Below are 23,386 nucleotides of genomic sequence, written 5' to 3' on the forward strand. Positions count from 1 at the left end.
GCGCGAGACGTCCGTCAGCCCACGGCCCCTTCCATCTGCAGCTCGATGAGCCGGTTCAGCTCCAGGGCGTACTCCATCGGGAGCTCCTTGGCGATCGGCTCGACGAAGCCGCGCACGATCATCGCCATCGCCTCGTCCTCCTCCATGCCGCGGCTCATCAGGTAGAAGAGCTGGTCGTCGCTGACCTTGGACACGGTCGCCTCGTGCGCCATGGACACGTCGTCCTCGCGCACGTCGACGTACGGGTAGGTGTCGGAGCGGCTGATCTGGTCGACCAGCAGCGCGTCGCACTTCACGATGCTCTGCGAGTGCTCGGCACCCTCGTTGACCTGGATCAGCCCGCGGTACGACGTCCGCCCGCCGCCGCGCGCGACGGACTTGGAGATGATCGAGCTCGAGGTGTTCGGGGCGGCGTGCACCATCTTGGCGCCGGCGTCCTGGTGCTGGCCCTCACCCGCGAAGGCGATCGACAGGGTCTCGCCCTTGGCGTGCTCGCCCATCAGGTAGACCGCGGGGTACTTCATGGTGACCTTGGAGCCGATGTTGCCGTCGACCCACTCCATGGTGGCGCCGGCCTCGCAGGTGGCCCGCTTGGTGACCAGGTTGTACACGTTGTTCGACCAGTTCTGGATCGTCGTGTAGCGGCAGCGGCCGCCCTTCTTCACGATGATCTCGACGACCGCGGAGTGCAGCGAGTCCGAGCTGTAGATCGGCGCGGTGCAGCCCTCGACGTAGTGCACGTAGGCGTCCTCGTCGACGATGATCAGGGTCCGCTCGAACTGGCCCATGTTCTCGGTGTTGATCCGGAAGTAGGCCTGCAGCGGGATGTCGACGTGGACACCCTTCGGCACGTAGATGAACGAGCCGCCCGACCAGACCGCGGTGTTCAGCGCGGCGAACTTGTTGTCGCCGACCGGGATCACCGTGCCGAAGTACTCCTGGAAGATCTCCGGGTGCTCCTTGAGCGCGGTGTCGGTGTCGAGGAACAGGACGCCCTGCTCCTCGAGGTCCTCGCGGATCTTGTGGTAGACGACCTCGGACTCGTACTGGGCCGCGACGCCGGCGACGAGGCGCTGCTTCTCCGCCTCGGGGATGCCGAGCCTGTCATAGGTGTTCTTGATGTCCTCGGGCAGGTCCTCCCAGCTGGTGGCCTGCTTCTCGGTGGACCGGACGAAGTACTTGATGTTGTCGAAGTCGATCCCGCCGAGCTCCGCGCCCCAGGTGGGCATGGGCTTGCGCCCGAAGAGCTTGAGGCCCTTCATCCGCAGGTCGAGCATCCACTGTGGCTCGTCCTTGCGGGAGGAGATGTCGCGGACGACGTCCTCGCTCAGCCCGCGCTTCGCGGTGGCGCCGGCGGTGTCGGCGTCGGCCCAGCCGAACTCGTAGCGACCGATGCCTTCCAGCTCGGGGTTGCGCTGGTCGATGGTGGTCATGGAGTCAACCTCTCGTGTGAGGACACAGATCTCGTGGGTGCTGTCGTGGTCGTGGTCGGGATGCAGGTGGTGCAGACCCCGTCGCCGTGGGCGATGGTGGCCAGCCGCTGGACGTGGCGTCCGAGCAGCTTGCTGATCACCTCGGTCTCCGCCTCGCACAGCTGCGGGAACTCGTGCGCGACGTGCGCGACCGGGCAGTGCTGCTGGCACAGCTGGGGCCCGACCGGACCCTGCCGGACGGAGGCGGCGTACCCGTCCTGGGTGAGGGCCCGGGCGAGCGCCTCCGCGGGGCTCGTCCCGGGGTCCGCGGCGAGGATCTCCGCGTAGTGCGTCTCGAGGTCGGCGACCCGGCGCCGGGCGAACTGCATGACCGCCTCGTCCCCCCCGGTCTCGGCGAGGAAGCGCAGCGCCTGGACCGCGAGGTCGTCGTACTGCTGGTCGAAGCGGTCGCGCCCGGTGTCGGTGAGCGCGAAGGCCTTGGCCGGACGGCCCCGGCCGCGGGTGCCGTACACCCGGGGCTCGCGGGCCTCGACCGACCCGTCGTCCATCAGGTGGTCGAGGTGCCGGCGCACGGCGGCAGGGGTGAGCGCGAGGCGCTCCGCGAGAGCGGCCGCGGTGCTGGGACCGTTCTCGAGGATCGACCTCGCCACTCGCTCGCGCGTGGGGGCGTCGCCCACCACACTCACCTGGCCGTCGAATTCCACAACACCAGTGTGCCTTTAATGCGGGGGCGCATTCAAATAAGGTCAACCTAACCTCGACCGGACACCGGTCCTCCCTGGCGAGCGGCACGGTACGCCCGCCCGCCCGGAGTGCCCACCGGGGCGCTCTCTAGAATCGTCGGGTGCCCACCTCCCCCGCCGTCATGGTCGAGAACCTCGTCATGAGGTACGGCGACAAGGTGGCCGTCGACGGGTTGAGCCTGAGCGTCGAGCGCGACAGCATCACCGCGGTCCTCGGGCCCAACGGCGCCGGCAAGACCACCACGCTGGAGACCTGCGAGGGCTACCGCGCCCCGCAGCAGGGCACGGTGCGCGTCCTGGGGCTCGACCCGCGGGCCGACCGGCGGGCCCTGCTCCCCCGGATCGGCGTTATGCTCCAGGACGGCGGCGCCTGGTCCGGCGTCCGGGCGGTGGAGATGCTCCGCCACGTCGCCTCGCTGCACGCCCACCCGCTCGACGTCGGGATGCTCGTGGAGCGGCTCGGTCTCGGCGAGTGCGGGCGGACGCCGTACCGGCGGCTCTCCGGCGGCCAGCAGCAGCGGCTGTCCCTGGCGATGGCCGTGGTCGGGCGCCCGGAGCTGGTCTTCGTCGACGAGCCGACCGCGGGGATGGACCCGCAGGCGCGCCGGACGACGTGGGCGCTGCTGGAGGAGCTGCGCGCCGACGGGGTCACCATCGTGCTCACCACCCACTACATGGACGAGGCCGAGCAGCTCGCCGACCAGGTCCACGTGATCGACCACGGCCGGCTGATCGCCTCGGGGAGCCCGTTCCAGCTCACCCGAGGCACCGGCAACAGCACGATCCGGCTGGTGGTGACCGAGCCGTTCCCGCCGGGCGCCCCCGACTCGCTCCAGGCCGCGCTCGGGCCGGACACCGAGGTCCGGCCCGTCAACGAGCAGAGCCTGATGATCAGCGGCCCCGCCGACGCCTCCACCCTGGCCACCGTGTCCGCGTGGTGCCAGCAGCACGGCGTCCTGCCGGAGTCGCTCACCCTCGGCCAGCGCACCCTGGAGGACGTCTTCCTCCAGCTCACCGGGCGGGAGCTCGCCACATGACCACCCCCACCACCCCCCACGGGACCTTCCGCCCCGCCCCGGGCGCGGCGCCGTTCGCGACCCAGGTCTCGGCCCAGGCCCGGATGGAGACCCGGCTGCTGCTCCGCAACGGCGAGCAGCTGCTCCTCGCCGTCGTCATCCCGCTGATCGTGCTCGTCGGCGGGGTGCTCGCCGCGGACCGGGTGGGGCTCGACTTCCCGTACGGCGTCGTCGACACGCTCACCCCCGGGGTGCTCGCGCTCGCGGTGATGTCGACCAGCTTCACCTCGCTGGCGATCGCCACCGGGTTCGAGCGCCGGTACGGCGTGCTCAAGCGGCTGGGCGCCTCTCCCCTGCCCCGGTCGGGCCTGCTCCTGGGCAAGGTCGGCGCGCTGTTGTTCGTCGAGCTGCTCCAAGTGCTCACGATCTCGCTGGTCGCCCTCGCGCTCGGCTGGTCGCCCGACCTCTCCGTCGGCACCGTCCTCGGCGCGCTGGCGGTCGTGCTGCTCGGCACCGCCGCGTTCGCCTCCCTCGGCCTGCTCATCGCGGGCACGCTGCGGGCGGAGGCGACCCTGGCCGCGGCGAACCTGGTCTACCTGCTGCTGATGGCCGGCGGCGCCGTGGTGATCCCGTCGACGAGCTACGGCGCGTTCGGCCCGGTGACCGAGCTGCTGCCCTCCGGCGCGCTCGGCAACGGCATGCGGGAGGCCCTGCTCCACGGCGCGCTGCCCGTCGTACCCCTGCTCGTGCTGGCCGCCTGGGCCGCCGTCGGAACCCTGCTCACCTCGAGGACGTTCACGTGGGAGTGACCACCCCCGCCCCCCGCTCCGGCGCGATCGCGACCGCCCCGGCCACGCCGCCGCTGCTGCGCGGCCTCGCCATCGCCTCGCTGGTCACCAACATCGCGATCGTGGTGACCGGCGGCGTGGTCAGGCTCACCGCCTCGGGCCTCGGCTGCCCGACCTGGCCCCGCTGCACCGAGACCTCGTTCGTGCCGCACGGCGAGCTCGGCATCCACGGCGCCATCGAGTTCGGCAACCGGATGGTGACCTTCCTGCTGGCCGCGGTCGCGATCGCCACCTTCGTCGCCGCGTGGCGGCACGGCCGCCGCTCGCTGACCCGGCTGGCCCTCCTGCTCGCGCTCGGGGTGCCGGCGCAGGCCCTGGTCGGCGGGGTCACCGTGCTCACCGACCTGAACCCGTGGATCGTGGCCTTCCACCTGCTGGTGTCGATGGCGATGATCGGCGTCGCGGTGGTGCTGCTGCGGCGGCTGCGCGAGGGCGACGGCCCGGCCTCGCCGACCGTGCCCGGCCGCGTGGCCTGGCTGGTGCGCACGACCTTCGTGACCGGGTGGGTGGTGCTGTACGTCGGCACCGTGGTCACCGGCAGCGGCCCGCACGCCGGGGACCTCGACGCCCCGCGCAACGGGCTCGACCCCGCGTCGCTGAGCCAGCTGCACACCGACTTCGTGTTCCTGCTCCTCGGCCTGACCGTCGGGGCGCTGCTCGCCCTCCAGGCGGTGCACGCGCCGGCCCGCGCGGTCCGCGCGGCGTGGGCGCTGCTGGCGGTCGAGCTCGCCCAGGGTCTGGTCGGCTTCGTGCAGTACTTCACCGACCTGCCGGTGGCGCTGGTCACCCTCCACCTGCTCGGCGCCGCGCTCGTCTCCGCGACGATGACCTGGCTGCTCGTGGGAGTCCGGGACCGGTCCTAGCCGGCGGACATGGTGAGGGGCACCATCCCGCGCCCCCGTGACGCCGGACGGTGCCCGCCATCTCCTAAGACGCGCCGGACCCGGATTTGGTTGCCCCGCGCGCGAAGAAACTTTGCGGAGTCCTCAGTACACCGGTCCTCACGGCCCCGCGGCCGGACGCCGTACGGCGGCGTACGGAGGTCAGCGGGTGAGCAGCGGGTCGAGGGCGACCGCGACGAAGAGCAGCGAGAGGTACATGTTCGACCAGTGGAACAGCCGCATCGGCTTCAGCGCGCTGACGTCGTCGGTGTGCGCGGAGCGGCCGAGCAGCAGGTGCGACTCGACCAGGAACGCGCCCCCGAGCACGACCGCGGCGGTCGGGTAGAGCCAGCCGGTCTGCGCGATCGGCCACAGCAGCAGCGAGGTCGCCACCATCACGTAGGAGTAGGCGACGATCTGCCGGGCGACGGTCTTGGCACCGGCCACCACCGGGAGCATCGGGACCTCGGCGGCCGCGTAGTCCTCGCGGTAGCGGATCGCCAGCGCCCAGAAGTGCGGCGGCGTCCAGAAGAACACCACGAGGAAGAGCACCACCGGCGCCCAGGCGAGCTCGCCGGTGACCGCGGTCCAGCCGATCAGCGCCGGGAAGCAGCCCGCGGCGCCGCCCCAGACGATGTTCTGGGTGGTCCGTCGCTTGAGGATCATCGTGTAGCCGACGACGTAGAAGACGTTCGCGGCGAGCGCGAGCGCGGCCGACAGCGGGTTCACGAGCAGGTAGAGCATCAGCGTGGAGAGCACGCCGAGGATGAGCCCGAACACCAGCGCGGAGCGCGGGCTGACGATGTGCCGGGGCAGCGCCCGGCGCCGGGTGCGGCGCATCCGCTCGTCGATGTCACGGTCGTAGAAGCAGTTCAGGGCGTTGGCGCTGCCGGCCGAGAGCGTGCCGCCCACGACGGTGGCGACCACCAGGCCGAGCGCCGGGACACCCCGCTCGGCGAGGAACATCACCGGGACCGTGGTCAGGAGCAGAAGCTCGATGATCCGCGGCTTGGTGAGCCCGACGTACGCCGCGACCACATCGCGGAGGGTCGCGGGACCCGTCGGCGGCGTCTGTACGGAGACGCGGGGGTCGACGGCCGTCACGAAAACCTCGAGTTCAACGATTGCGATGGGCGCCCATCAGGCTAGCCCGAGTCTAATGGCGGAGGTGCCCGACCGGGTCATCGGGCGAGGTCTGGGACGGTGTGCATCTCCTCACCCCACCTGAGTAGGCTCGTGCCCGTGGTCGGCTCCCCCGGCGTCCCGGGCCAGTCGGCTGACATCTGTCGGCATCGGAGAGGAACACACGCTCGTGAGCAACGCCCGCACTCCCCTGGAATGGACCGACCTGGACCGCCGCGCGGTCGACACCTGCCGGGTGCTGGCCATGGACGCGGTGCAGAAGGTGGGCAACGGCCACCCCGGCACCGCCATGGCGCTGGCTCCGGTCGCCTACACCCTGTTCCAGAAGAAGATGCGGCACAACCCCGCTGACCCGGCGTGGCCGGGCCGGGACCGCTTCGTGCTCTCCGCCGGCCACAGCAGCATCACCCTCTACACCCAGCTCTTCCTCGGTGGCTTCGGCCTCGAGCTCGACGACCTGCGGGCGCTGCGCAAGTGGGGGTCCAAGACCCCGGGCCACCCCGAGCACGGGCACACCGCCGGCGTCGAGACCACCACCGGCCCGCTCGGCCAGGGCGTGGCCAACGCGGTGGGCATGGCGATGGCCGCCCGCCGCGAACGCGGCCTGCTCGACCCGGAGGCCGCGGACGGCGAGAGCCCCTTCGACCACCACATCTACGCCATCTGCAGCGACGGCGACCTCGAGGAGGGCGTGAGCTCCGAGGCGTCCTCGCTCGCGGGACACCAGCAGCTCGGCAACCTCACCCTCATCTACGACGACAACGAGATCTCGATCGAGGGCGACACCGACATCGCCTTCAGCGAGGACGTCGCCAAGCGCTACGAGGCCTACGGCTGGCACGTGCAGGTCCTGGACTGGACCAACGGCGGCACCGAGTACGTCGAGGACGTCCCCGCGCTGTGGGACGCGCTCCAGGAGGCCGAGGCGGTCACCGACCGGCCGAGCATGATCCTGCTCCGCACGGTCATCGCCTGGCCGGCCCCGAACGCCCAGGGCACCGGCGCCTCCCACGGCTCCGCCCTCGGCGCCGACGAGATCGCCGCGACCAAGCAGATCCTCGGCTTCGACCCCGAGCAGCACTTCGAGGTCCCCGACGAGGTCCTCACGCACACCCGCGGGCTCGTCGAGCGCGGCCAGGCCGACGAGAAGCAGTGGCGGGAGGGCTTCGAGGCCTGGGCGGAGGCCAACACCGAGCGGAAGGCGCTGCTCGACCGGCTGCAGACCCGGACCCTCCCGGCGGGTTGGGACGAGAGCCTCCCGGTCTTCGAGGCCGACCCCAAGGGCGTCGCCACCCGCAAGGCGTCCGGTGGTGTCCTGGCCGCGATCGCCCCCGCGCTCCCCGAGCTGTGGGGCGGGTCGGCCGACCTGGCCGAGTCCAACAACACCACCCCGAAGGGTGAGCCGTCGTTCATCCCCGAGGAGCGCTCCACCACGGACTTCCAGGGCGACAGGTACGGCCGCGTCCTGCACTTCGGCATCCGCGAGCACGCGATGGGCTCGATCATGAACGGCATCGCCCTGCACGGTGGCACCCGTGTGTACGGCGGCACCTTCCTGGTGTTCTCCGACTACATGCGCCCCGCGGTCCGGCTCGCCTCCCTCATGCAGCTGCCGGTGACCTACGTGTGGACCCACGACTCGATCGGCCTCGGCGAGGACGGCCCCACCCACCAGCCCGTCGAGCACCTCGCCGCACTGCGTGCGATCCCCGGGCTGGACGTCGTACGCCCCGCGGACGCCAACGAGACGGTCGCCGCGTGGAGGACGATCCTCGAGCACGGCGACCGGCCGGCCGGCCTCGCGCTGACCCGGCAGAACGTCCCGACGTACCCGCGCGGCGAGGACGGCTTCGCCACCACCGCGGGTGTCGCCCGCGGCGGCTACGTGCTGATCGACGCCGAGGGCGGGACCCCCGACGTGGTCCTGGTCGGCACCGGCTCCGAGGTGCAGCTCGCCGTGGAGGCCCGCCGGCTGCTCGCCGAGAAGGGCGTCCGGGCCCGCGTCGTGTCGATGCCGTGCCGCGAGTGGTTCGACACGCAGGACCCGGCCTACCGCGACTCGGTCATCCCGCCGCTGGTCAGGGCACGGGTCAGCGTCGAGGCCGGCGTGGCCCAGGGCTGGCGCGAGGTGGTCGGCGACCACGGCCGCATCGTGTCGCTCGACCACTACGGTGCCTCGGCCGACTTCGCCACGCTCTTCCAGCAGTTCGGGCTTACCGCGGAGGCCGTCGCCCTGGCCGCCGAGGAGAGTATCGCCTCGGCCAACGGGTAAACCCAGGTCGAGCCCACGCACCCCAACGCAGCAACCGCCACCGGGAGGAAACCGATGTCTGAACGACTCAAGGCACTAGCAGACGCAGGCGTCTCGATCTGGCTCGACGACCTGTCGCGCGAGCGGATCGAGACCGGCAACCTCGCCGAGCTGGTCACGAGCAGGTCGGTCGTCGGGGTCACCACCAACCCGACGATCTTCGCCGCCGCCCTGAGCGAGGGCGAGCGCTACACCGACCAGGTGACCGCGCTCGCCGCCCAGGGCACCTCGGTCGACGACGCCGTCTTCGAGCTCACGACGCACGACGTGCGTGAGGCGTGCGACCTGCTGCTCGACACGTGGAAGGCCACCGACGGGGTCGACGGACGGGTCTCCATCGAGGTCCCGCCGGGGATGGCGTTCGACACCGACGCCACCGTCGTCGCCGCGAAGCGGCTGTGGGCCGCGGTGGACCGCCCGAACGTGTTCATCAAGATCCCCGCGACCACCGAGGGCCTCCCGGCGATCACCCAGGTGCTCGCCGCCGGGATCAGCGTCAACGTCACGCTGATCTTCGGCCTCGGCCGCTACCAGGACGTGATGGAGGCGTACGTCGCCGGGCTCGAGCAGGCGCAGGCCGCGGGGGTCTCCCTGCGCGACATCCACTCGGTCGCGTCGTTCTTCGTCTCCCGCGTGGACACCGAGATCGACAAGCGGCTCGACGCGGCCGGCGGTCCGGCCGAGCTCAAGGGCCTGGCCGGCGTGGCCAACGCGCGGCTGGCCTACCGGGCCTACGAGGAGTTCTTCGCGGGCTCCCGGTTCCAGGCGCTCAAGGCCGCCGGCGGCAACACCCAGCGGCCGCTGTGGGCCTCGACCGGCGTGAAGAACCCGGAGTACCGCGACACCATGTACGTCGCCGACCTCGTCGTCGCGAACACCGTGAACACCATGCCGGAGAAGACCCTCGAGGCGTTCGCCGACCACGGCGAGGTGGACAGCGGCGACCAGGTCACCACCAGGTACGACGACGCGCAGCAGGTCATGGACCGGCTCGCCGAGGCCGGCATCGACTACGACGACGTGATCGCCACCCTCGAGGAGGAGGGCGTGGAGAAGTTCGTGAAGTCGTGGGACGAGCTCGTCGAGACCGTGCGCACGAACCTGGAGGGTGCAGCCAAGTGAGCGACGCGCTCGAGGTCGCCGCCACGGGTGCCGCTGCCGACGCGGTGAGCCGGACCGTGCCCACGCTCGTCGCCGAGCGGTTCGCCAGCCGGCTGTTCGCCAAGGACGCCACCCTGTGGGGTCCGGAGGCCGAGGACGAGTCCGGCAAGCGGCTCGGCTGGGTGGGCCTGCACCGGACCTCCCGCCCGCTCCTCGGTGAGGTCGCCGCCCTGCGCAGCGAGCTCGAGGACGAGGGGATCACCCACGTCGCGCTGTGCGGCATGGGCGGCTCCTCGCTGGCACCCGAGGTCATCTGCGCCACCCACGGCGTCGAGCTCACCGTCGTCGACTCCTCCGACCCCGACCAGGTCCGCGCCGCGCTCGAGGACCGGATCGCGAGCACCGTGGTCGTGGTCTCCAGCAAGTCCGGGTCGACGGTCGAGACCGACTCCCAGCGACGCGCGTTCGAGCAGGCGTTCCGCGACGCCGGGCTCGACCCGACCCGGCACGTCGTGATCGTCACCGACCCCGGCAGCCCGCTCGACCGGCAGTCCCGCGACGGCGGCTACCGGGTGGTGAACGCCGACCCGACGGTCGGCGGCCGCTACTCCGCGCTCACCGCCTTCGGCCTGGTCCCCAGCGGTCTCGCCGGCGCCGACATCGACCGGCTGCTCGACGAGGCCGACGCCGTCTCCGACCTGCTCGCCGACGACGACGAGGGCAACCCCGGGCTGCGCCTCGGCGCGGCGATGGCGGCCACCGAGCCGCTGCGGGACAAGCTCGTGATCGTCGACGAGGGCTCCGGGCTGCACGGCTTCGCCGACTGGGCCGAGCAGCTGATCGCGGAGAGCACCGGCAAGCAGGGCACCGGGATCCTGCCGGTCGTGGTCGCCCACACCAGCGCGCCCGAGGTGGCGCTGCCCCCGCACGACGTCACCGTGGCCCGGCTCGTCTCCGACGCCGACGTGGACGACGAGGAGACCCCGGAGACCAGCGGCTCCGACGTGTCGGTCGCCGGCCCGCTCGGTGCCCAGCTGCTGCTCTGGGAGGTGGCCACCGCGGTGGCCGGCCGGATCCTCGGCATCAACCCCTACGACCAGCCCGACGTGGAGAGCGCGAAGGTCGCGGCCCGCTCGATGCTGGAGGGCGCCCCGGAGGCCACGCCCGCGGACCTCACCGACGGTCCGGTCGAGGTGCGTGCCCTGGGCGGCGACTGGCTGGACGGCGCCTCCGACCTGGGCTCGGCGGTCGAGGCGCTGCTCGGGCAGCTCGACGGGGACACCGGGTACGTCGCGGTGATGGCCTACCTGGACCGGATCGCGCTCCCCGGGCTCGAGGACGTCCGCCGTACCCTCGCGGTCCGCACCAAGCGGCCGGTCACCTTCGGCTGGGGCCCCCGGTTCCTGCATTCCACCGGCCAGTTCCACAAGGGCGGCCCGGCCGCCGGGGTCTACATCCAGATCACGGGCGAGCCCACCGAGGACCTCGCCGTCCCCGGCCGCGACTTCACCTTCGGCACCCTGCTGGCCGCGCAGGCCGCCGGCGACGCGCAGGTGCTCGCCGACCACGGCCGGCCGGTGCTCCGGCTCCACCTCACCGACCGTACGGCGGGGGTCCCCGCCGTCCTGGAGGCGCTCAGGTGAGCTCGATCCACTACACGTCCCCCGACGGCACGCAGTTCGTGAACCCGCTGAGGGACCCGCAGGACCGGCGCCTGCCCAAGATCGCCGGGCCCTGCGGCCTGGTGATCTTCGGTGTCACCGGCGACCTGTCCCGCAAGAAGCTGATGCCGGCGGTCTACGACCTGGCCAACCGCGGCCTGCTGCCGCCCGGCTTCTCGCTGGTCGGCTTCGCGCGCCGCGACTGGGAGGACCAGGACTTCGCGCAGATCGTGCACGACTCGGTCCGCGAGCACGCCCGCACCGAGTTCCGCGAGGAGGTCTGGCAGCAGCTGGCCGAGGGGTTCCGGTTCGTCTCCGGCGACTTCAACGACGACCTCGCCTTCGACAACCTGCGGCAGACCATCCTGGACCTGGACCGGGTCCGGGGCACCGGCGGCAACCACGCCTTCTACCTGTCGATCCCGCCGCGGTTCTTCTCCGACGTGATCGGCCAGCTCAAGGAGCACGGGCTGGCCAACCCGGCCGAGGACTCCTGGCGCCGTGTCGTGGTGGAGAAGCCGTTCGGCTCGAACCTGGAGACCGCCCGGGAGCTGAACGCGATCATCTCCGACGTCTTCCCGTCCGAGTCGGTCTTCCGGATCGACCACTACCTGGGCAAGGAGACCGTGCAGAACATCCTGGCGATGCGGTTCGCCAACGCGATGTTCGAGCCGATCTGGAACTCCAACTACGTCGACCACGTGCAGATCACGATGGCCGAGGACATCGGCATCGGCGGCCGGGCCGGCTACTACGACGGCATCGGCGCCGCCCGCGACGTGATCCAGAACCACCTGATCCAGCTGATGGCGCTGATCGCGATGGAGGAGCCCACGGCGTTCGACGCGAAGAGCCTGCGGCTGGAGAAGCAGAAGGTGCTGGAGTCCGTCGTACTCCCCCGCCGCCTGGACCTCACCACCGCACGCGGCCAGTACACCGAGGGCTGGGCCGGCGGGGTGAACGTGCCCGGCTACAAGCAGGAGCAGGACATCCCGCAGAACTCGCGGACCGAGACCTTCGCCGCGATCACGCTGCACATCGAGTCGCGGCGCTGGGCCGGCGTCCCGTTCTACATCCGCACCGGCAAGCGGCTCGGCCGCCGGGTCACCGAGGTCGCGGTGGTCTTCAAGCGCGCGCCGCACCTGCCGTTCGGGGACACCGCCACCGAGGAGCTCACCCAGAACGCGCTGGTCATCCGGGTGCAGCCTGACGAGGGCATCACGATGCGGTTCGGGTCGAAGGTGCCCGGCACGGCGATGGAGATCCGCGACGTGTCGATGGACTTCGCGTACGGCGGCTCCTTCACCGAGTCCAGCCCGGAAGCCTACGAGCGGCTGATCCTCGACGTGCTCCTCGGCGAGCCGCCGCTGTTCCCGCGCCACGAGGAGGTCGAGCTCTCCTGGAAGATCCTCGACCCGATCGTGGAGTACTGGGAGAAGCACGGGAAGCCCGACACCTACGAGGCGGGCACCTGGGGGCCGGCCTCGGCCGACCGGATGCTCGCGCGCGACGGACGCGTCTGGAGGCGACCGTGACCCCACCCCGCCGTACCCACGCCCCGGAGGGGATCCCGGCATGATCGAGCTGACCGAGACCACCTCCAGCGCGATCGCCTCGGAGTTCGTCAAGGCCCGGCGCCGGGCCGGCAGCCCCGCCATGGGCATGGTGATGACGCTGGTGTTCGTCGTCGACGAGGCCGACGCCGCCGAGACCATGAAGGCCGCCCGCACCGCCTCGCGCGAGCACCCCGCCCGGGTGCTCGGCGTGATCCTCGGGAACGGCCGGGGCCAGTCCCGGGTCGACGCGCAGGTCGGGATCGGCTCCGGCTGGACCGGTGAGACCGCGTTCATCCGGCTCAGCGGCGAGGTCACCAAGCACCCCGAGTCCGTGGTGCTCCCGCTGCTGCTGCCCGACTCCCCCGTCGTGGTGTGGTGGCCGAGCAAGGCCCCCGACAACCCGGCTGAGGACCCGCTCGGCCGGCTGGCCCGCCGGCGGATCACCGACGCCGCGGCCGTGCCCCGCAACAAGGCGCGGGCCATGCTCACCCAGTGCCGCGCCTACGCGCCGGGCAACACCGACCTGGCCTGGACCCGGATCACCACGTGGCGGGCCCTGCTCGCCGCGGCGCTGGACCAGAACCCCGGCAAGGTGGTCGCCGCGTCGGTCACGGCGGAGCGGATCAGCCCGAGCGCCGACCTGCTGTCCGCGTGGCTGTCGGACCGGCTGCGGGTCGACGTGGACCGCAAGAGCTCCGACGGCCCCGGGATCACCTCGGTGGTGCTCGAGACCAAGCGCGGCCCCGTGAGCATCGTCCGCGAGGACGGGAAGCTCGCCACGCTCTCCACCCCAGGCGACCCGGACCGGCCGGTGGCGCTCAAGCGCCGCGGCATCGACGAGCTGCTCGCCGAGGAGCTCCGCCGGCTCGACCCGGACGACGTGTACGCCGCGACCGTGAAGAAGATGGTGAAGCTGAACGCCAAGGGCACCTCGGTGCGCACGAAGAAGGCGACCGCATGAGCGCCGCGCCCGAGGTCGTCCGGCACGACGACGGCGACGCGCTCGCGGCCGCGGTCGCGGAGCGGCTCGTCGCACGGCTGCTCGACCTGCAGGACGCCGGCCGGGTCCCGTCCGTGGTGCTCACCGGCGGCACGATCGCCGAGAAGCTGCACCGCGCGGTCGTCACGGATCCGCGCGGCGCGCGGGTCGACTGGGCACGTGTGGACTTCTGGTTCGGCGACGAGCGGTACGTCCCCGCAGGTGACCCGGACCGGAACGCCGGCCAGGCCCGGGCCGCGATGCTCGACCACCTGCCGGTGGCGCCGGAGCGGGTGCACGAGATGCCGGCCTCTGACGGCGAGTACGGCGACGACGTGGACGCGGCGGCCGCCGCCTACGCCGCGGGGCTCGGCGCGGCCCCGGCGTTCGACGTGCTGATGCTGGGCGTGGGGCCGGACGGCCACTGCGCCTCGATGTTCCCGGGACACCCGGCTCTCTCCGCGGACGGGGTGGCGGTCGCCGTACGCGACTCTCCCAAGCCGCCGCCGACCCGGATCTCGCTCACCATGGGCACGCTCGGACGGGCCGACGAGGTGTGGTTCGTGGCCTCCGGCGAGGGGAAGGCCGATGCGGTGCGTGACGCGCTCGCGGACGGTGACGTGGTCGACGTACCCGCGGCCGGGCCGAAGGGACGAACCCGCACCCTGTGGCTCGTCGACGACGCAGCCGCCTCGCACCTCCCCCGTTGAGACGTCACTCGTGCGGCGTTGAGACGTCAGTCGTGAGGTGTTGAGGAGTCAGTCGTGCGGGCGTGAGGAGTCAGTCGTTCGGGCGTGAGGAGTCACTCGCTCCGCGCGCGGACGCCAGTCGGCGGCATCCAACCGAACGACTGACGCCTGAACGCCGACGGAGTGACCTCTCAACGCCGAACGAGTGACGCCTGAACGAGAGGGGTCAGAAGACGATCTCGCCGCGCTTGCGCTTGTCGCGCAGCGTCTGGATCGCCTCGTCGAGGATGTCCGCCGCCTCCTTGTCGGAGCGGCGCTCCTTCACGTAGGCCAGGTGCGTCTTGTACGGCTCGATCTTCGGCGGCGGCGGCGGGTTGTCGGAGTCCTGGCTGGCCGGCAGGCCGCACCGAGGGCAGTCCCACGACTCGGGGATCTGCGCCTCGACGGCGAACGTGATCACCGACTCGTGCTGGTGGGCACAGAAGTACACGACCCGCTGACGCGGCGCGGCGTCCCCGCGCTCGGCCTCACCCATCGGCCCCGCTCCGACACGGCTGCCACGAATGGCGCTTCCTCCACCAGCCACGCTACGAACTCCTCGTCAGGACTCAGCTGCCGCTCTTGAGCAACAGCCCGAGAGCGATGATGCACGCGAACCAGATCACACCCGCGCCGACAGTGATCCGGTCGAGGTTCCGCTCGGCGACGGAGGACCCGCCCAGACCGCTCGACACACCGCCACCGAACATGTCGGAGAGCCCGCCACCCCGGCCCTTGTGGAGCAGGACCAGCAGGATCAGCAGCAGGCTCGTCAGGATGAGCAGAACAGTGAAGACGGTAGTCACGGTGAGAAAGCCTAACTCACAAAGGGGTTTTCAGATGACGGGCATGTCGTAAAACCGGCAGATGCCGCCGAACTCGTCGGCCTGCAGGCTGGCGCCGCCGACGAGGCAGCCGTCGACGTCGTCCTTGTCCATGATGCCCGCGACGTTGGCGGCCTTCACCGAGCCGCCGTAGAGGATCCGCAGCTTGGCCGCCGCGTCCTCCGAGAACGTCTCCGCGACCCGGCCGCGGATCGCCGCGCAGACCTCCTGCGCGTCGTCCGGGGTGGCCACCTCGCCGGTGCCGATCGCCCACACCGGCTCGTAGGCGACGACGGCGTCGGCGACCTGCTCGGGAGTCAGCCCGGCCAGCGAGCCGTCCACCTGGGCGAGCGTGTGCTCGACCTGGCGGCCCTCCTTGCGCACCTCGAGGCCCTCGCCGACACACACGATCGCGGTCATCCCCGCCGCGATCGCCTTCTTCGCCTTGGCGTTCACGGTCGCGTCCGTCTCGGCGTGGTACTCGCGGCGCTCGGAGTGGCCGACCACGACGTACGAGCAGCCGAGCTTGGCCAGCATCCCGGCCGAGATCTCGCCGGTGTAGGCGCCGCTGTCGTGCTCGGACACGTCCTGGGCGCCGTACCCGATCTTGAGCCGGTCCCCGTCCACGAGTGTCTGCACGCTGCGCAGGTCGGTGAACGGGGGTACGACGACCACCTCGACCTTCGCGTAGTCGTGCTTCTTGTCCGACAGGGTCCACGCCAGCTTCTGGACCAGCACCACCGCTTCCTGGTGGTTGAGGTTCATCTTCCAGTTGCCCGCCATCAAGGGCACGCGCGAGTGCTTGGCCATCTCTGCTCTCTCGTTACAAGGGGTGTCGTGACGGGGTGTCAGGACAGGACGTCGATGCCGGGGAGGGCCTTGCCCTCGAGGTACTCCAGGCTCGCCCCGCCACCGGTGGAGATGTGCCCGAACGCGTTCTCGTCGAAGCCGAGGGTGCGTACGGCGGCCGCGGAGTCGCCCCCGCCGACGACCGACAGCCCGTCGACCTTCGTCAGGGCCTCGGCCACGTCACGGGTCCCGCCGGCGAACTGCTCGAACTCGAACACGCCCATCGGCCCGTTCCAGAACACCGTCCGCGCGTCGGCGAGGGCCGCGGCGAACGCCGCGCCCGACTCGGGTCCGATGTCGAGCCCGATCTTGTCCGCCGGGATCTGGTCCGCGGGGACGACGGTGGACGTGGTGCCGTTGTCGCGCGGGAACTCGTCGGCGACCCGGATGTCGGTGGGCAGCAGGATCTGCACCCCCGACTCCTCGGCGCGACGGAGGTACTCGCGGCAGGTCTCGAGCTGGTCCTCCTCGAGCAGGCTGTTGCCGACCTCGTGGCCCTGGGCCTTGAGGAAGGTGAACACCATTCCGCCGCCGATCAGCAGCTTGTCGGCCTTGCCGAGCAGGTTGTCGATCACGCCGAGCTTGTCGGAGACCTTCGACCCGCCCAGCACGACCACGTACGGCCGCTCGGGGGTCTCGGTCAGCCGGCGCAGCACGTCGATCTCCGCGGCGACGAGGCCGCCCATCGCGTGCGGCAGCCGCTGCGCGACGTCGTACACCGATGCCTGCTTGCGGTGCACCACCCCGAACCCGTCGCTGACGAACACGTCGGCGAGCGCGGCGAGCCGGTCGGCGAACGCACCGCGTACGGCGTCGTCCTTGCTCGTCTCGCCCTCGTTGAAGCGGACGTTCTCGAGCACGGCGACCTGGCCGTCCTCGAGGGCGTCCACGGTGGCCTTCGCGCTGTCGCCCACGGTGTCGGTGGCGAACGCGACGTCCTGACCGAGGAGCTCACCGAGACGTGCCGCGACGGGCGCCAGGGAGTACTGCGGGTCCGGGGCGCCCTTGGGCCGGCCGAGGTGCGCGGTCACGACGACGCGCGCGCCCGCGTCGGCGAGCTTCTGGATGGTCGGCACGCTCGCCCTGATCCGGCCGTCGTCCGTGATGACCGTGCCCTCGAGGGGCACGTTCAGGTCGGACCGGACCAGGACGCGCTTACCGCGGACGTGGCCGAGGTCGTCGATGTGACGCATCAGGTCAGAGGCTCTCGCCGACGTAGTTGACCAGGTCGGCCAGGCGGTTGGAGTAGCCCCACTCGTTGTCGTACCAGCCGACGACCTTGACCTGGTTGCCGAAGACCTTGGTCAGGCCCGAGTCGAAGATGCAGGAGGACGGGTCGGTGACGATGTCGGAGGAGACGATCGGCTCGTCGGTGTAGCTGAGGTAGCCCTTGAGCGGGCCCTCCGCGGCGGCCTTCACCGCGGCGTTGACCTCCTCGACGCTGACCTCGCGGGAGAGCTCGACGGTCAGGTCGGTGGCGGAGCCGGTCGGGATCGGCACGCGGAGCGCGAACCCGTCGAGCTTGCCCTTGAGCTCGGGGAGCACGAGGCCGATCGCCTTGGCTGCGCCGGTGGAGGTCGGCACGATGTTGAGCGCGGCGGCGCGCGCGCGGCGCAGGTCCTTGTGGGGGCCGTCCTGGAGGTTTTGGTCGGCGGTGTAGGCGTGGATGGTGGTCATCAGGCCCTTGACGATGCCGAACTCGTCGTTGATGGCCTTGGCCATCGGCGCGAGGCAGTTCGTCGTGCACGACGCGTTGGAGATCACGGTGTGCGCGGCCGGGTCGTAGTCGGTGTGGTTCACACCCATGACCACGGTGATGTCTTCGTTCTTCGCCGGGGCGGAGATGATGACCTTCTTGGCACCCGCCTCGACGTGGGCCTTGGCCTTGGTCGCGTCGGTGAAGAAGCCGGTGGACTCGATGACGACGTCTGCGCCGAGGTCCTTCCACGGCAGCTTGGCGGGGTCGCGCTCCTCGAGGGCGGCGAAGCTCTTGCCGCCGACCGAGATCGAGTCGCCGCTGGCCTGCACGTCGCCGTCGAGACGGCCGAGGATCGAGTCGTACTTGAGCAGGTGGGCGAGGGACTTGTTGTCGGTCAGGTCGTTCACGCCGACGATCTCGATGTCGGCGCCGGACGCCTGCACGGCACGGAAGAAGTTGCGGCCGATGCGGCCGAAGCCGTTGATACCTACGCGAACAGTCACGGAAACTGGCTCCCCATCTAGCAGTCAGGTCGGAACGACCGCCCGGTCGGGGCCGCCGTTGATCCCGACCCTACCGTCTGCCTCCGGAGCCGCGAAGGGGTCGTCCGGCCTACGTGCAGGTAACCCGCGGTCCCCGCGCCGGGACCCGGTCGGTCACTGCTGCTCGGCCAGCATCTCCGGTGTCAGGATCGACTCGGTGTCGGGGACGCCGAGCTCCTGCGCGCGCTTGTCGGCCATCGCGAGCAGCCGCCGGATCCGGCCGGCGATCGCGTCCTTGGTGAGCGGCGGGACGTGCAGCTGGCCGAGCTCCTCGAGCGAGGCCTGCTTGTGCTCGAGCCGCAGGTCGCCGGCCATCTTGAGGTGGTCGGGCACCTCGTCGCCGAGGATCTGCAGCGCCCGCTCGACCCGCGCCCCGGCTGCCACCGCGGCCCGCGCGGAGCGGCGCAGGTTGGCGTCGTCGAAGTTGGCGAGCCGGTTGGCGGTGGCGCGGACCTCCCGGCGCATCCGCCGCTCCTCCCACGCCATCAGCGACTCGTGGGCACCGAGCCGGGTGAGCAGGGCGCCGATCGCGTCGCCGTCGCGGATGACCACGCGGTCCACGCCGCGCACCTCGCGGGCCTTGGCGGAGATGCCGAGGCGGCGGGCGGCGCCGACGAGGGCGAGCGCGGCCTCGGGGCCGGGACAGGTCACCTCGAGCGCGGAGGACCGGCCCGGCTCGGTGAGGGAGCCGTGCGCCAGGAAGGCGCCGCGCCAGGCGGCCACGGCGTCACAGCCGGCGCCGGAGACGACCTGCGGGGGCAGTCCGCGGACCGGCCGGCCACGGCCGTCGAGCAGCCCGGTCTGGCGGGCCAGCGCCTCACCGTCGCGGACGACCCGGACGACGTAGCGGCTGCCCTTGCGGATGCCGTTGCCGGAGACCATCACGATGTCGGAGGGGTGGCCGTAGATCTCGGCGATGTCCTTGCGCAGCCGCCGGGCCGCGGAGCCGGTGTCCAGCTCGGCCTCGACCACGATCCGGCCGCTGACGATGTGGAGACCTCCGGCGAAGCGCAGCATCGAGGAGACCTCGGACTTGCGACAACAGGACTTCGTCACCGTGGTGCTGGCCAGTTCCGCCTTTACCTGTGCCGTCATCGCCATGCGTCCGATCCTGCCACGTCCTGGGCCCTTCCACGAATGCCCCGCGGGCGGCCCCGGGAACGGCGTCACCCTATGCGTCCCGCATCAGGGACGCATACGCATTGGCCAATTTGCCCGGATCGTGCCGGGGCGAGCCGTCGTCGGCGGCGACGTCGGCGACGACGAGGTCCGCACCGAAGGAGGCCGCGGTGGCCCGGAGGTGCTCGACGTCGGCGACCGCCCCGGCGTCGGCCAGGACCACGTCGAGCTTCAGCTCGGGGGCGTGCTCCAGCAGCACCTCGAGGTGGGTGTCGGGCGAGAACCCGTCGGTCTCCCCCGCCTGCGGCTCCAGGTTGAGCGTGACCACCTTGCGGGCGCTGGAGGTGACCAGCGCCTCACGGAGGCCGGGGACGAGCAGGTGCGGGATCACGCTGGTGAACCACGAGCCCGGGCCGAGCACCACCCAGTCGGCGTCGGCGATCGCGGCCAGCGCCTGCGGGCAGGCCGGCGGCTCCTGCGGGTCGAGGGCCACGGAGACCACCTGCCCGGACGTCGACGCCACCTCGACCTGCCCGCGGACCGTGGTCAGCGCGTCCGGATGCTCGGCGTCGATGCCGCGGACCTGTGCGGTGATGTCCATCGGCGTGACCGCCATCGGCAGCACCCGGCCCTGCGCGCCGAGCAGCCGGCCCACCCAGTCGAGCCCGTCCACGTGGTCGCCGAGCAGCTCCCACAGCGTGACGATGAGCAGGTTGCCGACCGCGTGCTGGTCCATCTCCCCGGCGCTGGCGAACCGGTGCTGGAGCACGTCGGCCCAGGTCCGGCCCCAGTCGTCGTCGCCGCACAGCGCGGCCAGCGCCTGCCGCAGGTCGCCGGGCGGGAGCACGCCGAACTCGCGCCGCAGCCGGCCCGAGGAGCCGCCGTTGTCGGCGACGGTGACCACCGCGGTCAGGTCGGCGACGACGTGGCGCAGCGCGGACAGCGACGCGGACAGGCCGTGCCCGCCGCCGAGCGCCACCACCCGGACCGGCAGCGGCGCCGGGGTCGTCGGGTCACTCACGGCCGAGATCACGGTGCATCGGGCGTGCGTCGAGGCCGCGGGCGTTCAGCTGCGCCGCGATCTCCTCGGTCATCGCGACGCTGCGGTGCTTGCCGCCGGTGCAGCCGATCGCGACGGTCATGAACCGCTTGCCCTCGCGCAGGTACCCCTCGGCGACGGTCTCGATGAGCCCGACGTACTGCTCGACGAACTCCTTGGCCGCGGGACGCTCCTTGACGTACGCCGCCACCTCGCTGTCGCGCCCGGACAGGTGCCGCAGCTCGGGCACCCAGTACGGGTTGGGCAGGAAGCGCATGTCGGCGACGAGGTCGGCGTCGACCGGGATGCCGTACTTGAACCCGAAGCTCACCACGGTGGTCTTCAGCGACATGGTGTGCTCGGTGCCGAACGCCTCGGCGACCTTGTCGGTGAGCTGGTGCACGTTGAGGTTCGAGGTGTCGATCACCACGTCGGCGTCCCCGCGCAGCGAGGCGATCGCGGCGCGCTCGCGTTGCAGGCCGTCGAGCAGCCGGCCCCCTTCCTGCAGCGGGTGCGGCCGACGGGCCGCCTCCTGGCGGCGGACCAGCACGTCGTCGTTGGCCTCGAGGAAGAGCAGGGTGGTACGCCGTCCGGTCCGGCCCTGGGCCAGCACCTCCTGGAGGGAGCCGAAGAAGGAGCCCGACCGTACGTCGACCACCACGGCCACCGGCTGCAGGTTCCCCTGGCTCTCGTCGACCAGCCGCACCACGTCGGGCACCAGCTGCGGCGGCAGGTTGTCGACGACGAAGAACCCGAGGTCCTCGAGCTCCTTCGCGGCGGTGCTGCGGCCGGCCCCGGTCATCCCGGTCACCACCACCAGCTCGCCCCGCTGCTTCTCGTGGGCTGGGGACATCAGGACTCCTCGATCTCTCCGGTCGCGGTGTTCACGCTCACCGTCGTGGGCTGCTTCTTCTGCTCCGCGAGCGCGATCACGATCGCCTCCGCGGTGCGGGGCCCGATGCCCGGGACCGCCGCGATGTCGTCCATGGTGGCGGCTCGCAGCTTCTTCAGCGAGCCGAACGTGTTGAGCAGCGTCTTCCGGCGCACCTCCCCGAGGCCGGGGACGTCGTCGAGCACGCTCTCCACCATGCTCTTGGACCGGCGGGACCGGTGATGGGTGATCGCGAACCGGTGCGCCTCGTCCCGGATCCGCTGGAGCAGGTAGAGCCCCTCGCTGGAGCGCGGCAGGATCACCGGGTCCTCCTGCCCGGGCAGCCACACCTCCTCGAGGCGCTTGGCGAGGCCGCAGACCGGGACGTCGTCGATGCCGAGCTCGTCGAGGGCGCGCTGGGCGGCGGCGACCTGCGGCGGTCCGCCGTCGACGACGACCAGCCCGGGGACGTAGGCGAACTTCTTGGGCCGCCCGGTCTCCGGGTCGATGAGCATCGGCCCGTCGGGACCGTCCGCGGCGTCCGGGCCGCCGAGCTCGGGCTCCTCGGCCCGGTCGTCGAGCAGCCGCCGGAACCGGCGGGTGATCACCTCGTGCATCGAGGCCACGTCGTTCTGGCCCTCGACGCCTTTGACGATGAACCGGCGGTACTCCCCCTTGCGGGCCAGGCCGTCCTCGAAGACCACCATCGACCCGACGACCTCGGTGCCCTGGAGGTTGGAGATGTCGTAGCACTCGATGCGGAGCGGGGCGCCGGGCAGCTCGAGCGCGGCCTGGATCTCCTCGAGCGCCCGGTTGCGGGTGGTGAGGTCGCTGGCGCGCTTGGTCTTGTGCAACCCGAGCGCCTGGAAGGCGTTGCGGGCGACGGTCTCCTGGAGCGCCTTCTTGTCGCCGCGCTGCGGCACCCGCAGGGCGACCCGGGCGCCACGCAGGCCGGTGAGCCACTGCTCGACAGCGGCGGCGTCGTCGGGCAGCGCGGGCACGAGCACCTCGCGCGGGATGGAGTCGGCGAGCTCCCCGTCGTACAGCTGGAGCAGGAACCGCTCGACCAGCTCGCCGGTGTCGACGTCCTCGGTCTTGTCGGCGACCCAGCCGCGCTGGCCGCGGATCCGCCCGCCGCGCACGTAGAAGATCTGCACGGCGACCTCGAGCGGGTCCTCCGCGAAGGCGACCACGTCGGCGTCGGTACCGTCGCCGAGCACCACCTGCTGCTTCTCCATCGCCCGGTTGAGCGCGCCGATGTCGTCGCGCAGCCGCGCGGCCTTCTCGAAGTCCATCTCCGCGGACGCGGCGTACATCTGCTTCTCGAGCCGCTTGACGAAGTTCGTGGTCTGGCCGCTCATGAAGTCGCAGAAGTCCTGGACGATCTCGCGGTGCTCCTCGGCGGAGACCTTGCCGACGCAGGGGGCGGCGCACTTGTCGATGTAGCCGAGGAGGCAGGGCCGGCCGATCTGCGCCGAGCGCTTGAACACCCCGTTGGAGCACGAGCGCATCGGGAAGACCCGCAGCAGCAGGTCGACGGTCTCCCGGATCGCCCAGGCGTGGGAGTAGGGCCCGAAGTAGCGCACGCCCTTCTTCTTCGCGCCGCGGCCGACCATGACCCGCGGGAACTCCTCGTTGAGGGTCACCGCGAGCCAGGGGTAGGACTTGTCGTCGCGGTACTTCACGTTGAACCGCGGGTCGTACTCCTTGATCCAGGAGTACTCCAGCTGCAGCGCCTCGACCTCGGTGTTCACCACGGTCCACTCCACCGACGCCGCAGTGGTCACCATCGTCGCGGTGCGCGGGTGGAGGTTGGTGATGTCCTGGAAGTACGACGAGAGCCGCGCCCGGAGGTTCTTCGCCTTGCCGACGTAGACCACGCGGCGGTGCTCGTCGCGGAACCGGTAGACCCCCGGAGACGCGGGGATGGACCCCGGCGCGGGACGGTAGGTCGACGGGTGAGCCACGCCCCAACCCTACGGCGCGGATACGACAGTTCCACGCCGGAGCGGGTCCGTGTGACACACGCCGCGCCCGGACGTG

At 71.5% G+C, this 23,386-nt stretch carries 21 protein-coding genes; 9 read left to right on the forward strand and 12 right to left on the reverse strand.

Annotation, left to right across the window (positions count from 1 at the left end; translation table 11 throughout):
* Positions 1 to 14 precede the first annotated feature (14 nt).
* Complete coding sequence (gene sufB, locus K1X13_RS01550) at positions 15 to 1,433, reverse strand: Fe-S cluster assembly protein SufB (RefSeq protein ID WP_221023287.1); 1,419 nt, start codon at positions 1,431 to 1,433, stop codon at positions 15 to 17.
* The gene (locus K1X13_RS01555; RefSeq protein ID WP_308249331.1) at positions 1,430 to 2,110 is read right to left on the reverse strand and encodes a helix-turn-helix transcriptional regulator; all 681 of its coding nucleotides are present in this window, start codon (positions 2,108 to 2,110) and stop codon (positions 1,430 to 1,432) included. The genes sufB and K1X13_RS01555 overlap by 4 nt, the downstream gene beginning before the upstream one ends.
* A 167-nt stretch (positions 2,111 to 2,277) precedes the next feature.
* Here K1X13_RS01555 and K1X13_RS01560 point away from each other — a divergent pair, with 167 nt between their 5' ends.
* From K1X13_RS01560 to K1X13_RS01570, 3 genes are read left to right on the forward strand one after another with little or no spacing between them, the layout of a single operon-like run.
* Positions 2,278 to 3,213, forward strand: a complete 936-nt coding sequence (locus K1X13_RS01560) for an ABC transporter ATP-binding protein (protein WP_308249332.1) — start codon at positions 2,278 to 2,280, stop codon at positions 3,211 to 3,213.
* A complete protein-coding gene (locus K1X13_RS01565; protein ID WP_221023288.1) occupies positions 3,210 to 4,001 on the forward strand; it encodes an ABC transporter permease in 792 nt (263 codons plus the stop codon). The genes K1X13_RS01560 and K1X13_RS01565 overlap by 4 nt, the downstream gene beginning before the upstream one ends.
* Positions 3,992 to 4,903, forward strand: coding sequence for a COX15/CtaA family protein (locus tag K1X13_RS01570; protein WP_308249333.1), 912 nt, complete (start codon positions 3,992 to 3,994; stop codon positions 4,901 to 4,903). The genes K1X13_RS01565 and K1X13_RS01570 overlap by 10 nt, the downstream gene beginning before the upstream one ends.
* 180 nt (positions 4,904 to 5,083) lie before the next feature.
* Here K1X13_RS01570 and K1X13_RS01575 read toward each other — a convergent pair whose 3' ends face one another.
* Positions 5,084 to 6,025, reverse strand: coding sequence for a heme o synthase (locus tag K1X13_RS01575; protein ID WP_221023289.1), 942 nt, complete (start codon positions 6,023 to 6,025; stop codon positions 5,084 to 5,086).
* 208 nt (positions 6,026 to 6,233) lie between these two features.
* On the opposite strand from K1X13_RS01575, the gene tkt reads away from it, so the two are divergent.
* Genes tkt through pgl form a run of 6 tightly spaced genes read left to right on the forward strand, consistent with a single transcriptional unit; the run spans position 6,234 to position 14,382 of the window.
* On the forward strand, positions 6,234 to 8,336 hold the full coding sequence (gene tkt / locus K1X13_RS01580; protein ID WP_221023290.1) for a transketolase: 2,103 nt from the start codon (positions 6,234 to 6,236) through the stop codon (positions 8,334 to 8,336).
* A 54-nt stretch (positions 8,337 to 8,390) separates the two neighbouring features.
* Positions 8,391 to 9,497 carry a transaldolase gene (tal, locus tag K1X13_RS01585; RefSeq protein WP_221023291.1) on the forward strand — a complete coding sequence of 369 codons (1,107 nt, stop codon included), beginning with the start codon at positions 8,391 to 8,393 and terminating at the stop codon, positions 9,495 to 9,497.
* Positions 9,494 to 11,119 carry a phosphoglucose isomerase-related protein gene (locus tag K1X13_RS01590; protein WP_221023292.1) on the forward strand — a complete coding sequence of 542 codons (1,626 nt, stop codon included), beginning with the start codon at positions 9,494 to 9,496 and terminating at the stop codon, positions 11,117 to 11,119. Before tal ends, K1X13_RS01590 begins: the two co-directional genes overlap by 4 nt.
* Positions 11,116 to 12,672, forward strand: coding sequence for a glucose-6-phosphate dehydrogenase (gene zwf, locus K1X13_RS01595; RefSeq protein ID WP_221023293.1), 1,557 nt, complete (start codon positions 11,116 to 11,118; stop codon positions 12,670 to 12,672). The genes K1X13_RS01590 and zwf overlap by 4 nt, the downstream gene beginning before the upstream one ends.
* A 40-nt stretch (positions 12,673 to 12,712) precedes the next feature.
* Entirely contained in the window at positions 12,713 to 13,654 is a 942-nt protein-coding gene (locus K1X13_RS01600) for a glucose-6-phosphate dehydrogenase assembly protein OpcA (protein ID WP_221023294.1), read from the forward strand.
* The gene (gene pgl / locus K1X13_RS01605; RefSeq protein WP_221023295.1) at positions 13,651 to 14,382 is read left to right on the forward strand and encodes a 6-phosphogluconolactonase; all 732 of its coding nucleotides are present in this window, start codon (positions 13,651 to 13,653) and stop codon (positions 14,380 to 14,382) included. Before K1X13_RS01600 ends, pgl begins: the two co-directional genes overlap by 4 nt.
* A gap of 205 nt (positions 14,383 to 14,587) precedes the next feature.
* Here pgl and K1X13_RS01610 read toward each other — a convergent pair whose 3' ends face one another.
* The 9 genes from K1X13_RS01610 to uvrC form a co-directional block, all read right to left on the reverse strand.
* Positions 14,588 to 14,947 (reverse strand): RNA polymerase-binding protein RbpA, encoded by a 360-nt coding sequence (locus K1X13_RS01610; RefSeq protein ID WP_221023296.1) that lies wholly within the window; start codon positions 14,945 to 14,947, stop codon positions 14,588 to 14,590.
* A 22-nt stretch (positions 14,948 to 14,969) separates the two neighbouring features.
* Positions 14,970 to 15,206, reverse strand: a complete 237-nt coding sequence (gene secG, locus K1X13_RS01615) for a preprotein translocase subunit SecG (RefSeq protein ID WP_221023297.1) — start codon at positions 15,204 to 15,206, stop codon at positions 14,970 to 14,972.
* Positions 15,207 to 15,236: 30 nt separating this feature from the next.
* A complete protein-coding gene (tpiA, locus tag K1X13_RS01620; RefSeq protein WP_225914490.1) occupies positions 15,237 to 16,034 on the reverse strand; it encodes a triose-phosphate isomerase in 798 nt (265 codons plus the stop codon).
* 38 nt (positions 16,035 to 16,072) lie between these two features.
* Positions 16,073 to 17,266: a phosphoglycerate kinase gene (locus K1X13_RS01625; RefSeq protein ID WP_221023298.1), complete on the reverse strand. Its 1,194-nt coding sequence runs from the start codon at positions 17,264 to 17,266 to the stop codon at positions 16,073 to 16,075.
* A 4-nt stretch (positions 17,267 to 17,270) separates the two neighbouring features.
* Positions 17,271 to 18,275 (reverse strand): type I glyceraldehyde-3-phosphate dehydrogenase, encoded by a 1,005-nt coding sequence (gap, locus tag K1X13_RS01630; protein WP_221023299.1) that lies wholly within the window; start codon positions 18,273 to 18,275, stop codon positions 17,271 to 17,273.
* A 153-nt stretch (positions 18,276 to 18,428) separates the two neighbouring features.
* Entirely contained in the window at positions 18,429 to 19,415 is a 987-nt protein-coding gene (whiA, locus tag K1X13_RS01635) for a DNA-binding protein WhiA (RefSeq protein ID WP_221023300.1), read from the reverse strand.
* A 70-nt stretch (positions 19,416 to 19,485) separates the two neighbouring features.
* On the reverse strand, positions 19,486 to 20,454 hold the full coding sequence (locus tag K1X13_RS01640) for a gluconeogenesis factor YvcK family protein (RefSeq protein WP_221023301.1): 969 nt from the start codon (positions 20,452 to 20,454) through the stop codon (positions 19,486 to 19,488).
* Complete coding sequence (gene rapZ, locus K1X13_RS01645; RefSeq protein WP_221023302.1) at positions 20,447 to 21,325, reverse strand: RNase adapter RapZ; 879 nt, start codon at positions 21,323 to 21,325, stop codon at positions 20,447 to 20,449. Before rapZ ends, K1X13_RS01640 begins: the two co-directional genes overlap by 8 nt.
* Positions 21,325 to 23,310 (reverse strand): excinuclease ABC subunit UvrC, encoded by a 1,986-nt coding sequence (uvrC, locus tag K1X13_RS01650; RefSeq protein WP_221023303.1) that lies wholly within the window; start codon positions 23,308 to 23,310, stop codon positions 21,325 to 21,327. Before uvrC ends, rapZ begins: the two co-directional genes overlap by 1 nt.
* Positions 23,311 to 23,386: the final 76 nt, after the last annotated feature.

Source organism: Nocardioides jiangsuensis (assembly GCF_019679455.1).
In the GTDB taxonomy this organism is placed as follows: Bacteria; Actinomycetota; Actinomycetes; order Propionibacteriales; family Nocardioidaceae; genus Nocardioides_C; species Nocardioides_C jiangsuensis.

Excerpts from the sequence above, each read along its gene's own strand:
- K1X13_RS01600 (WP_221023294.1), top strand. The coding sequence starts at position 12,713 with ATGATCGAGCTGACCGAGACCACCTCCAGCGCGATCGCCTCGGAGTTC.
- tal (WP_221023291.1), top strand. The coding sequence starts at position 8,391 with ATGTCTGAACGACTCAAGGCACTAGCAGACGCAGGCGTCTCGATCTGG.
- rapZ (WP_221023302.1), bottom strand. The coding sequence starts at position 21,325 with ATGTCCCCAGCCCACGAGAAGCAGCGGGGCGAGCTGGTGGTGGTGACC.
- K1X13_RS01625 (WP_221023298.1), bottom strand. The coding sequence starts at position 17,266 with ATGCGTCACATCGACGACCTCGGCCACGTCCGCGGTAAGCGCGTCCTG.
- tpiA (WP_225914490.1), bottom strand. The coding sequence starts at position 16,034 with ATGGCCAAGCACTCGCGCGTGCCCTTGATGGCGGGCAACTGGAAGATG.
- pgl (WP_221023295.1), top strand. The coding sequence starts at position 13,651 with ATGAGCGCCGCGCCCGAGGTCGTCCGGCACGACGACGGCGACGCGCTC.
- K1X13_RS01565 (WP_221023288.1), top strand. The coding sequence starts at position 3,210 with ATGACCACCCCCACCACCCCCCACGGGACCTTCCGCCCCGCCCCGGGC.
- sufB (WP_221023287.1), bottom strand. The coding sequence starts at position 1,433 with ATGACCACCATCGACCAGCGCAACCCCGAGCTGGAAGGCATCGGTCGC.
- whiA (WP_221023300.1), bottom strand. The coding sequence starts at position 19,415 with ATGGCGATGACGGCACAGGTAAAGGCGGAACTGGCCAGCACCACGGTG.